Source organism: Achromobacter sp. KK8, from assembly GCF_054188005.1.
On the sequence record NZ_CM135178.1, the window covers coordinates 1,227,355 to 1,239,212 of the forward strand.

Consider the following 11,858-nt stretch of genomic DNA (forward strand, 5'->3'; position numbering starts at 1 on the left):
CCTGCGTAACACCAGACCCGTCCATGGCGAGCAAACCCGGCGAGCGCAAGACCCAGATTCTGCAGACCCTGGCCGAGATGCTGGAGCAGCCGCACGCCTCGCGCATCACCACGGCGGCGCTGGCCGCGCGCCTGGCGGTATCGGAAGCCGCGCTTTATCGGCATTTCGCCAGCAAGGCGCAGATGTTCGAAGGGCTGATCGAATTCATCGAAACCAGCATCTTCACGCTGGTGAACCAGATCGCCATCGCCGAGCCCTATGGCCTGTCGCAGGCGCACCAGACGGTGTCGATGCTGCTGACGTTCTCGGAACGCAATCGAGGCATGACGCGGGTGCTGACGGGTGACGCCCTGGTCACCGAGGACAATCGCCTGCAGGAACGGATCAACCACATCAACGACCGCATCGAGGCGTCGTTGAAGCAATCGCTGCGTATCGCCGTGACCGACGGCGGCCTGCCGCCCGAGGCCAACGTGGCCGCGCACGCCAGCCTGCTGACGCACCTGGTGCTGGGCCGCTGGCTGCGCTATGCGCAGAGCGGCTGGCGCGTGGCGCCCACGCTGCACCTGGACGAGCAATTGCGCCTGGCGTTGGGCTGATCTCATTCGCGCCATAACACGAACGAATTAACTGCCTCGCACGGGTGGTGTTGCAGTATTTGTTTGTTTTTATGCAACATTCGCAGGGTTGCGATTTTTGCCGGCCGACGAGCATAATCTCCGGAGCGGGTTTCCGACAAGCACGATTGTCCGCCGAATTGACACGCATCAATACGGGTTTTCCTTAATGCCGTCACGATCATTCTGTAGCGTCGACACTTCGCTTTGATCCAGCCCAAGGCTTGGCAACGGGGTGTCGTCAGTTTGACCTCAACCGGAGATGGATATGACTGCGGAAACCGCTGTCCCTGCCTCGCAAGCCCCCAAGAAAACCAAAATCCCGATCGGCCTGGTCGCCGGCTTCATCGTCATGATCGGCGTGCTGATGCTGCCCTTGCCGGCCGACCTGCCCGTTGCCGGCCATCGCATGCTGGCGATCCTGGCGTTCGCGGTGGTGGTGTGGATCACGGAAGCCGTGTCCTACGAAGCCAGCGCGATCATGATCACGACGCTGATGGCCTTCCTGCTGGGCACCGCGCCCACCATCAAGGATCCGCAGGTGGTCTACGGCACGTCGGCCGCCATCAGCATGGCGCTGACCGGCTTCGCCAACTCGGCGCTGGCGCTGGTCACCGGCGCCCTGTTCATCGCCGCGGCCATGACCTTCACCGGACTGGATCGGCGCATCGCGCTGGTGACGCTGTCCAAGGTCGGAACCAGCACGCGGCGCATCCTGATCGGATGTATCGCCGTGACCATCGTGCTGAGCCTGGTAGTGCCCAGCGCGACCGCCCGCAGCGCGGCCGTGGTGCCCATCATGATGGGCGTGATCGCGGCCTTCGGCGTGGACAAGCGCTCGAACATCGCCGCCGGCATCATGATCATCGTGGCGCAGGCCACCAGCATCTGGAACGTGGGCATCCAGACCGCGGCCGCGCAGAACCTGCTGACGGTCGGCTTCATGGAAAAGATGCTGGGCCAGCGCGTGGCCTGGTCGGACTGGCTGATCGCCGGCGCGCCCTGGTCGCTGATCATGTCGGCGGTGTTGATCATCATTGTGCTCAAGCTGCTGCCGCCGGAAAGCGACAGCATCGCGGGGGGCAAGGAAGCCGTCGAGAAATCGCTGCTTGAACTGGGGCCCATGACGGGCGCGCAAAAGCGCCTGATGGCCGTGTCGGTCATGCTGCTGCTGTTCTGGTCGACCGAAGGCAAGCTGCACAAGTTCGACACCACCTCCACCACCTACTTCGGCCTGGTGCTGCTGCTGTTGCCGCGCTTTGGCGTGATGACGTGGAAAGACGTGCAATCGCGCATTCCATGGGGCACCGTGATCGTCTTCGGCGTCGGCATCAGCCTGGGCACCGCGCTGCTGACCACGCAGGCCGGCCAATGGCTGGGCAACCAGGTGGTGGCGCACACCGGCCTGGACCATCTCGGCCCGCTGGCCATCTTCGCGATCCTGTCGGCCTTCCTGATCATCATCCACCTGGGGTTCGCCAGCGCCACCGCGCTGACCTCGGCGATGCTGCCGATCCTGATCTCGGTGCTGGCCACGCTGCCGGGCGACTTCAGCCGCCTGGGCATGACCATGCTGCTGGGCTTCGTGGTGAGCTATGGCTTCATCCTGCCGATCAACGCGCCGCAGAACATGGTGTGCCTGGGCACGGAAACCTTCAACGCCAAGCAGTTCGCCAAGGTCGGCATCCTGGTCACCATCATCGGCTACGCGCTGATGATGCTGATGGGCATGACCTACTGGCGCTGGCTGGGCTGGCTGTAAGGAGACCGCATCATGAAGATCTCCATTGCCCAAGCCAATGAATACGGCCGTCGCGTGCTGATGGCGCAAGGCGTGCCGGAAGATATCGCGCGCGACGTGGCCGAGCACCTGGTGGAGTCCGACCGCGTGGGCTACACCAGCCACGGCCTGTCCATCCTGACCAACTATCGGCGTGTGCTGGCCGAAGGCCTGGCGCAGGCCGACGGCCGCCCCGAACTGCTCAACGACCGTGGCGCCATGCTGGCCTACGACGGCCACAACGGCCTGGGCCAGTACGTGGGCAAGGTCGTGATCGAGCAGGCCATCGAGCGCACGCAGGCGCACGGCCAGTGCATCCTGACGCTGCGCCGCAGCCATCACCTGGGCCGCATGGGCCACTACGGCGAGATGGTGGCGGCCAAGGGCCTGATCCTGCTGGCCTTCACCAACGTGATCAACCGTGCCCCCACGGTGGCGCCTTTCGGCGGCGCGCGCGCCTGCCTGACGACCAATCCGCTGTGCTTTGCCGGCCCGTTGCCGGGCGGCCGCCCGCCGTTCATCGTCGACATGGCGACCAGCTCGATCGCGGTGAACAAGGCGCGCGTGCTGGCGGCCAAGGGCGAGCAGGCGCCGCCGGGCTCGCTGATCGACGCGCACGGCAATCCGACCACGGATCCGGGCGCGCTGTTCACCGATCCGCCGGGCGCGCTGCTGCCATTCGGCGGCCACAAGGGTTACGCGATGGGCCTGGTGGCCGAGCTGCTGGCGGGCGTGCTGTCCGGCGGCGGCACGATCCAGCCAGAACACCCGCGCAACGGGGTGGCCACGAACAATATGTTCGCGCTGCTGCTGGATCCGCAGGTGGACTTCAATACGGACTGGCGCTCGATGGAAGTGGGCGCGTTCATCGACTACCTGCATGCCTGCCCGCCGCAACCGGGCGTGGATGGGGTTCAGTACCCGGGCGAGTATGAAGCCCGCAATCGGGAGCTGAACGCAGATTCGCTGGAATTTTCGCCGCCCATCTGGGAGGGGTTGAAGAAGCTGGCCGCGGACGTTGGGGTGGCTGACGCGTTGCCTTGATGGTTTGCAGGATGGTTGTGTTTTGCGGGCGGCTCAAGGGTTCTTGAGCCGCCCGTTGCGTTGGCGGGCGGGGGCGGCGGGGCTACGATTGCGGTCCGGAGCGTTCGCTCCGGACTGCCCCGTTGTCAACCTCGTACGCCTTCGGCTCCCTACGGTTTCCCTCGGGCGCATCTACACGCCCCGCCGCCCCCGCCCGCCAACGCAACGGGCTCACGTCGTCTTGGTTTCGCCATTGCAGGGACGAGCAGTGTGCTTGGCGTTTTTGCCAACGACTGGAATGGAGGGGAGGATCTTGCGGGGCCCGCCCAAAGCCGGCCGCGCGGGCGGCCTTTTTGGGCTTACGCGATGAGGGGCGTCGAGAAATTGGCGCGCAGCGAACCCCGCCCCGACGCCAGACACCATGTATGCCGTTGATGGCCGCCCGCGCGGCCGTCAACGGCGGGCGACGCAAGACTCTCTCCTTGCCCCACGCTGCAGCAGCGCCACATTCCTCGACACCGGTAGCCCGGGGCGGTGGGCGCACGGGTGGGCGCGCCGTTCAGATGCGCCCGACGGAAACCGTAGGGAGCCGAAGGCGGACGAGGTTGAGTATGGGGCAGTCCGGAGCGAAGGCTCCGGACCGCAATCGTAGGCGCGCCCACCCGTGCGCCCACCGCCCCGGGCGGCCTACGAAGAAAAAAAAAGCTCAGCTCTTGACCGACCGATGCCGACTAATGCTCATCATGATCCCAAACGCAATCCCCATGGTGAACAACGCGGTACCGCCATAGCTCATGAAAGGTAATGGCACGCCCACGACAGGCAGAATCCCCGTCACCATGCCCACGTTCACAAATACATAGATGAACAGCATCATCGTCAACGCCCCGGACAGCAACCGCCCGAACTGCGATGACGCGCGCGAAGCGATGGTCAGGCCGCGGGCCATCATCAGGCCATACAGAACCAGGATGGCGATACCACCGTACAGGCCGAATTCCTCGGCGTAGACGGCGAAGATGAAGTCGGTGGTGCGTTCGGGGATGAAGTCCAGGTGCGTCTGCGTGCCCTTCATGTAGCCCTTGCCGTAGACCCCGCCCGAGCCCACCGCGATCATCGACTGGATGGTGTGGAAACCCTTGCCGAGCGGATCGGAACTGGGGTTGAGCAGCGTGCAGACGCGGTGCTTCTGGTAATCGTGCAGCACCACCCAGTTGACGTCCGGTTCGCACAACTGGTCTTCGTAGTACACCAGCGTGCCGATGGCGATGATGCCCGCCAGCATGACCGGCACCAGCAGCTTGAACGACAGTCCGGCGAAGTAGATGACGAAGAAGCCGGCGCCGAACACCAGCAGCGCGGTGCCCAGGTCGGGTTGCAGCACGATCAGCCCGAAGGGCGCGGCCAGCATCGCGGCGGCGGCCAGGAAGTCGCGGATGCGCACCGCGCCCTCGTGGCGCTGGAAATACCAGGCCAGCATCATGGGCACGGCGATCTTCATCATTTCGGACGGCTGGATACGGGTCACGCCCAGGTTGAGCCAGCGCGTCGCGCCCTTGCTGGTCTCGCCGAAGAATTCCACCCCCAGCAGCAGCACCACGCCGATCACATAGAACGGCAGCGCCAGCTTCATCAGCCATTTGGGCGGGATCAGCGCCATGGTCCACATGGCGAAAAAAGCGATGATGAAATTGCGCGACTGTTCGGCGAAGCGCCAGTCGGTGCCGCCCACCGCCGAATGCATGACCGTCAGGCCGAGCGCCGCGAACATGAGCAGGATCGCCAGCAGCGGCCAGTCGAAGGCCGTGAAGACGCGCAGCAGGATCAGGCCGAGACGCTTCATTGTTGGCGCACCAGATCGGAGGTGATGTTTTCGACCGAGGCCGTCGACGCGTTGCGCTCGGGGCGCTGGATCTTGTCCTGGCGATCCTTGGCCAGCCAGTAGTCGAACACCTTGCGCGCCACCGGCGCGGCGACGCTGGCGCCCCAGCCGGCGTTTTCGACGATCAGCGCGACGGCGATGCGCGGGTGTTCCAGCGGCGCGAAGCCCATGAAGAGCGCGTGGTCGCGCAGGCGTTCGTCGATGGCGCTGGCGCGGTAATGGCCGCCACGCAGGCTGAACACCTGGGCTGTGCCGGTCTTGCCGGCGGCCTGATAGGGCGCGTTGGCGAAGGCACGGCGCGCGGTGCCAGCGCGGACCACGTCGGCCATGGCGTTCTTGATGACGTCGACGTTGGCCTGCTTGAGAGGGATGCGGTAGTCGGGCGCGGATTCCGTAGGCTTGGCCACGCCCGAACGCGGGTCGCGCACCGCGTGCACCAGGTGCGGACGGCGGTACAGCCCGTTATTGGCCAGGGTCGAGGTGCCCTGCGCCAGTTGCAGCAGGGTGAAGGCGTTGTAGCCCTGCCCCACCGCCACCGAAATCGTCTCGCCGGCGTACCAGCGCTGGCGGTCCTTGTCCTTGTAGGCCGAACGCTTCCACTCGGTCGAGGGCAGCACGCCGCGCTTCTCGCCTTCGAGATCGATGCCGGTGATCTGGCCAAAGCCGAACTGCTTGGTGAAATCGTGCAGCGCGTTCACGCCGATCTCGGGGCCGAGCGAATAGAAGTACGTGTCCGACGACACCACGATGGCCTTGTGCATGTCGGTCATGCCATAGGCGGCGCCGCCGGCGTTGCGGAATTTCTGGCCGCCGAACTCGTAGTAGCCGGGGTCCGAGATGCGGTCGGTGGCGCGGCGCTTGCCCAGTTCCAGCGCCGCCAGGCCGACGAAAGGCTTGTAGGTGGAACCGATCGGGTAGGTGCCGTACAGCGGGCGGTTGATCAGCGGGTGGTCCGGCGACTCGTTCAACATGCGCCAGTTGTCCACGTCGATGCCGTCGACGAACAGGTTCGGGTCGAACGAGGGCTGCGAGACGAAGGCCAGCACCTCGCCGGTGTCGGGATCGATCGCCACCAGCGCGCCGCGCTGGCCCTCGAAGGCTTCCTCGGCCACCTTCTGCAGGCCCAGGTCGATCGACAGCATGATGTCCGAGCCCGGCACCGGGTCGATGCGGCGCAACGTGCGCATGGGGCGGCCGCCCGCGGTCACTTCGACCTCTTCCAGGCCGGTGCGGCCATGCAGGGCTTCTTCCCAGGTCTTCTCGATGCCCTTCTTGCCGATCACGTCGGTGCCGCGATAGTTGCCCAGCAGGCCGGCGCGTTCGAGTTCCTCGTTGTCGTTTTCGGCGATGCGGCCGATGTAGCCCACCACGTGGGCGGCGGACTGCCCCTGCGGATACTCGCGCACCCAGCGGGCGCGCAGCTCGACGCCGGGGAACTGGAAGGCGTGGGCCGCGAACCAGGCCGCTTCGGTCTCGTTGAGGTTGTTGCGCAGCTGCAGGCTGGCGTAGCGGCTGGATTCGGCGGCGCGGCGCTTGAAGCGGCGTTGATCGGCCGGGCTGATGTAGACCACCTCGGTCAAGCGCTCGAACAGCGCATTCATGTTGCCGGCCTGGGCCGGCACCACTTCGAGGGTGTAGGTGCGGTAGTTGCGCGCCAGCACTTCGCCATTGCGGTCGAGGATCTCGCCGCGGCGCGGCGGGATCGGCACGACCGCGATGCGGTTGCGGTCGGCGCGTTCGGACAGGCCTTCGTAACGGTCGACCTGCAAGTACCAGAACCGGCCTATCAGCACGCCGAAGCAGACCAGCGCAAAGATGCCGCCGACCCAGGCGCGCAGGCGGAAGCGCTGCTTCTGCTGCTGGCCGGTTTTCTTGAATTCGAACATGAGACGCGGCGCCGCCGTCAGGCGGAGGAGGATTCGGCGTCGTCGGCACCGCGCTGCGGCAAGTGCAGCACCCAGCCCGCCAGCGGCCACAACGCGGCGGTGATGGCCACGCTGATGCTCCAGTCCCAGCCCGGCCACTTGCCGGCCAGCCAGGCATGGATGATCTGGGTGATGAAGCGCGCGATCAGGAACACCGGCAACATGTGCATCGCCTGGCTCCAGAGGTCGAACCGTTGCAGGCGGCGGTGCAGCACCACGGCGCCGTAGGCGACCAGGGTGTAGGACAGCGCGTGCTCGCCGAGCAGGCCCGCGTCATGCACGTCCATCAGCAGGCCGAAGCAGAAGGCGGTGAACAGGCCGACGCGGCGCGGCTCATGGACGCACCAGAAAGCGATGATCAGGATCAGCACGTCGGGCGCGCCCTGCCACAACCGCCACGGCAGCAGCGACACCAGCCACACCAGCAGGATGGTGCCCCACACGAAGAGGCCGTGCGCCGGCCCCGACAGGCGGTCAGGCTGCACGTTGCTGGGCGTGCCCAGGCGGCGCCGGGGCTGGCCGGATGATGGTTGGTTAGTCCGATCCACCGGAATCGACCTCCTGACGGTTGGACTCGGCACGTTCCACATCCACCTGCAGGACCAGGAAGTGGCGATAGCGCTCAGGGTGGGCCAGCGGCTCGCAGACAGCGCGGGCGAAGCCGGAAGCGGTGTCGCGCTCGACCGAGGTCACCTTGGCCACCGGCAGGCCGGCGGGAAACAAGCCGCCGACGCCGCTGGTGACGATGGTATCGCCTTCCTTGATGTCGGCATTGGCCGCGAGGTAGCGGACCTCCATCTTGCCGGGAGAGTTCCCGCCAAAGGCGATCAGGCGCAGGCCGTTGCGCAGCAATTGCACCGGGATCGATACCTGTTCGTCGGTGACCAGGGCAGCCTCGGCCGTCATGGGCGTGACGCGCACGATCTGGCCGACCACGCCGCCTTCATCGATCACCGGCATGCCCGGCGCCAGGCCGGCCTTGCTGCCCTTGTTGAACACCAGCCGCTGGTTGAAGGCGTTGGTGGGTTCGTACAGCACTTCGACCACCACGGCCGACTGGGCCACGGTGTCGGTCACGCCGAGCAGGCGGCGCAATTGGGCGTTTTCGGCGGCCAGCTGCGCCGCGTGCGTGGCCACCTGGGCCAGTTCGATGCGCTGGCGCTGCAGGGCTTCGTTTTCGCTGCGGATGAGGTTGGCCGCGTTGACCCATTCATTGACCTGCTGGACCAGGTCGCGCGGCGCCATGACGGCGCGCTGGAAGGGATACAGCGCCACGGACATCGCCCGGCGCGCCGGTTCCAGCATGCGCCACTGCGAATCCATGATGATCAGAGCCAGAGCCAGGACGACCAGGATGACCAGCCGCACCTCCGCGGGAGGGCCGCGCCTGAATAGGGGGGGAGTCCCTTGTCGTTGCATGAATCTCAGCCCGGGCGCCCGCGCCCGCAGCCCCCGCAGCGGCCGGAGCCGTGGAAAAGCGGGGCTCCGGGCTGGCGGGCGGTATTAGTCGTTGATGAAGATCGCGCCCAGTTTCTCAAGATGTTCCAGCGCCTCGCCGCAGCCGCGCACGACGCAGGTCAGGGGATCATCGGCAACCACCACCGGCAGGCCGGTCTCTTCCTGCAGCAGGCGGTCGAGGTCGCGCAGCAGCGCGCCACCGCCGGTCAGGGCGATGCCCTTGTCGGTGATGTCGGCGCCGAGTTCGGGCGGGGTCTGTTCCAGGGCGATCTTGACGGCCGATACGATCTGGTTGAGCGGATCGGTCAGCGATTCCAGGATCTCGTTGGACGAGACCGTGAAGCTGCGCGGCACGCCTTCGGCCAGGTTGCGGCCCTTGACTTCGATTTCGCGGACTTCGGAACCCGGGAACGCCGAGCCGATTTCCTTCTTGATGAGTTCGGCGGTGGGTTCGCCGATCAGCATGCCGTAGTTGCGGCGGATGTAGTTGACGATGGCCTCGTCGAACTTGTCGCCACCGACGCGCACCGAACCCTTGTAGACCATGCCGCCCAGCGAGATGACCGCCACTTCGGTGGTGCCGCCGCCGATGTCGACGACCATGGAGCCGCTGGCGTCGGAGACGGCCAGGCCGGCGCCGATGGCCGCGGCCATGGGTTCTTCGATCAGGAACACGTGCGAGGCGCCGGCGCCAAGGGCCGATTCGCGGATGGCGCGGCGTTCAACCTGGGTGGAGCCGCAGGGCACGCAGACGATGATGCGCGGGCTGGGCGCCAGCATGTTGCGCGGGTGCACCATGCGGATGAACTGCTTGAGCATCTGCTCGGTGACCGTGAAGTCGGCGATGACGCCGTCCTTCATGGGCCGAATGGCCTCGATGTTGCCGGGCACGCGGCCGAGCATCTGCTTGGCTTCGTGGCCGACGGCCTGGATGATCTTCTTGCCGTGAGGCCCGCCTTCATGACGGATCGCGACCACGGAGGGCTCGTCGAGCACGATGCCCTTGCCGCGGACGTAGATCAGCGTATTGGCGGTACCGAGGTCGATCGCCATATCGCTGGAAAAATAACTGCGCAGGAATCCGAACATGGGAGCTCAGCTAAATTCTGGGGGGAATTGGGGTCATGCCGCGGGGCGTACCACCCGGGAAAGCCTGGGTGCGCCTGTCATCACGGCGATTAAACCGTGAATCATAACTTATAATTTCCCCGGAAATAGCGCATAAATGCAGGCTATTCAAGCTTTGTAACGGGTTTGGCATGTGCATACTGCCCAGTCCCGCCCCTCGGCCTTCGCTTCTCGATATTCGCAATCCCCATGGCGCTCAATGACACAGATGTGGCCCGCATTGCCAGGCTGGCCAGAATCGAACTGACCCCGGACCAGCGCGGCCACGCGCAAGCCGAGCTCAATGGCATCCTCCACCTGATCGAACGGCTGCAGGCCGTCGACACCCAAGGCGTCGAACCCCTGGCCCACCCGCTGTCGGCCCACGAGGACATCGTGCTGCGCCTGCGCCAGGACGCGGTCACCGAAACCGCTTCGGAGGCCCGCCGCGCCGAACTGCTGGCCAACGCTCCCGATGCCCAGGACGGCCTTTTCCTGGTCCCCAAGGTTCTCGACTAAGCCATGACCCAACCCGCCCTGCACACCCAATTCGAGGGGATCGCCGCCCTGCGCGCGGCCCTCGCTCAACGCCAGGTCAGCGCCGTCGAGCTGGCGCAAAGCTCGCTGGCGGCCGCCGACGCGGCCAGCGGCCTGAACGCCTTCTTACATATTGACGCCGAATTGACGCTGGCCCAGGCCCGCGCCGCCGACGCCGCGCTGGCCGCCGGCAACGCCGGCCCCCTGGCCGGCGTGCCCATCGCCCACAAGGACGCCTTCGTCACCCGCGGCTGGCGCACCACCGCCGGCAGCAAGATGCTGGACGGCTACGTCAGCCCGTTCGACGCCACCGTGGTCGAGCGCCTGCAGGCCGCCGGCGCCGTGTCGCTGGGCAAGCTCAACTGCGACGAGTTCGCCATGGGCTCGGGCAACGAGAATTCGGCCTACGGCGTGGTCCGCAATCCGTGGGATCCGGCGGCCGTGCCCGGCGGCTCCTCGGGCGGCTCGGCCGCCGCGGTCGCCGCCCGCCTGGTGGCCGCCACCACCGGCACCGACACCGGCGGTTCGGTGCGCCAGCCCGCCGCGCTGTGCGGCGTCAGCGGCATCAAGCCGACCTACGGCACCGTCTCGCGCTACGGAATGGTGGCCTTCGGCTCCAGCCTGGACCAGGCCGGCCCGCTGGCCCCCAGCAGCCGCGACCTGCTCGAACTGCTGGACGTCATCAGCGGCTTCGACCCGCGCGACGCCACCAGCCTGGAAAAATGCGATGCCGCCGCCAACGAACCGGGCCGCGTGCGGCGCGATTTCGATGCCGCGCAAGGCAGGTTCGACGCGGCCGGCAGCCAGCCCCTGAAGGGCCTGCGCATTGGCGTGCCCGAGGAATACTTCGGTGCCGGCCTGGCCCCGGACGTGGCCGCCGCGGTACAGGCCGCGCTGGCCCAGTTCGAAACGCTGGGCGCGGTGCGCGTGCCGGTGTCGCTACCGCGCACCGAGCTGGCCATCCCCGCCTACTACGTCATCGCCCCCGCCGAAGCGTCGAGCAACCTGGCGCGCTACGACGGCGTGCGCTACGGCCATCGCGCCGCACAGTACGGCGACCTGAACGAGATGATCAGCCGCTCGCGCGCCGAAGGCTTCGGCGACGAGGTCAAGCGCCGCATCCTGATCGGCACCTACGTGCTGTCGCACGGCTATTACGACGCCTACTACCTGCAGGCCCAGCGCCTGCGCCGCATGATCGCCCAGGACTTCCAGCGCGCCTTCGCCGGCCAGTGCGACGTCATCATGGGCCCGGTGACCCCCACGGTCGCCAAGAACATCGGCGACAACCGCGACGACCCCACCGCCGACTGGCTGGCCGACGTCTACACGCTGGGCGTCAGCCTGGCGGGCCTGCCGGCCATGTCGATCCCTTGCGGTTTCGGCACCGGCGCCGGCGCCAAGCGTCCCGTCGGCCTGCAGATCATCGGCAACTACTTCGACGAAGGCCGCCTCCTGGCCATCGCCGACCGCTACCAACAAGTCACGACGTGGCACAAGGCCACGCCGGCCCAGCAGGACGCCTAAGC

The 11,858-nt window shown here is 66.6% G+C and carries 10 protein-coding genes; 5 read left to right on the forward strand and 5 right to left on the reverse strand.

The window, feature by feature from the left end; all coding sequences use genetic code 11:
• Positions 1-23 precede the first annotated feature (23 nt).
• The 3 genes from slmA to ACVN9Z_RS05680 all read left to right on the forward strand — a co-directional run bounded on the left by slmA (position 24) and on the right by ACVN9Z_RS05680 (position 3,441).
• Positions 24-599 (forward strand): nucleoid occlusion factor SlmA, encoded by a 576-nt coding sequence (gene slmA / locus ACVN9Z_RS05670; protein WP_006389862.1) that lies wholly within the window; start codon positions 24-26, stop codon positions 597-599.
• A 286-nt stretch (positions 600-885) separates the two neighbouring features.
• Positions 886-2,379 carry a DASS family sodium-coupled anion symporter gene (locus tag ACVN9Z_RS05675; RefSeq protein WP_006389861.1) on the forward strand — a complete coding sequence of 498 codons (1,494 nt, stop codon included), beginning with the start codon at positions 886-888 and terminating at the stop codon, positions 2,377-2,379.
• Between the two features lie 12 nt (positions 2,380-2,391).
• A complete protein-coding gene (locus ACVN9Z_RS05680; protein ID WP_054482035.1) occupies positions 2,392-3,441 on the forward strand; it encodes an Ldh family oxidoreductase in 1,050 nt (349 codons plus the stop codon).
• Between the two features lie 685 nt (positions 3,442-4,126).
• Here the strand turns inward: ACVN9Z_RS05680 and rodA are convergent.
• From rodA to ACVN9Z_RS05705, 5 genes are all read right to left on the reverse strand, one after another.
• Positions 4,127-5,263, reverse strand: a complete 1,137-nt coding sequence (gene rodA / locus ACVN9Z_RS05685) for a rod shape-determining protein RodA (protein WP_006389859.1) — start codon at positions 5,261-5,263, stop codon at positions 4,127-4,129.
• Entirely contained in the window at positions 5,260-7,188 is a 1,929-nt protein-coding gene (gene mrdA / locus ACVN9Z_RS05690; RefSeq protein ID WP_006389858.1) for a penicillin-binding protein 2, read from the reverse strand. The genes rodA and mrdA overlap by 4 nt, the downstream gene beginning before the upstream one ends.
• 17 nt (positions 7,189-7,205) lie before the next feature.
• Complete coding sequence (gene mreD / locus ACVN9Z_RS05695) at positions 7,206-7,775, reverse strand: rod shape-determining protein MreD (protein ID WP_020925967.1); 570 nt, start codon at positions 7,773-7,775, stop codon at positions 7,206-7,208.
• Positions 7,762-8,646: a rod shape-determining protein MreC gene (mreC, locus tag ACVN9Z_RS05700; RefSeq protein ID WP_006389856.1), complete on the reverse strand. Its 885-nt coding sequence runs from the start codon at positions 8,644-8,646 to the stop codon at positions 7,762-7,764. The genes mreD and mreC overlap by 14 nt, the downstream gene beginning before the upstream one ends.
• A gap of 84 nt (positions 8,647-8,730) precedes the next feature.
• Positions 8,731-9,774, reverse strand: a complete 1,044-nt coding sequence (locus ACVN9Z_RS05705; protein WP_006216320.1) for a rod shape-determining protein — start codon at positions 9,772-9,774, stop codon at positions 8,731-8,733.
• A gap of 228 nt (positions 9,775-10,002) precedes the next feature.
• Between ACVN9Z_RS05705 and gatC the strand changes: the two genes are divergently transcribed.
• Positions 10,003-10,311 (forward strand): Asp-tRNA(Asn)/Glu-tRNA(Gln) amidotransferase subunit GatC, encoded by a 309-nt coding sequence (gene gatC, locus ACVN9Z_RS05710; RefSeq protein ID WP_006389855.1) that lies wholly within the window; start codon positions 10,003-10,005, stop codon positions 10,309-10,311.
• A 3-nt stretch (positions 10,312-10,314) separates the two neighbouring features.
• Positions 10,315-11,856 carry an Asp-tRNA(Asn)/Glu-tRNA(Gln) amidotransferase subunit GatA gene (gatA, locus tag ACVN9Z_RS05715; RefSeq protein WP_020925965.1) on the forward strand — a complete coding sequence of 514 codons (1,542 nt, stop codon included), beginning with the start codon at positions 10,315-10,317 and terminating at the stop codon, positions 11,854-11,856.
• The last annotated feature ends 2 nt before the right edge of the window (positions 11,857-11,858 follow it).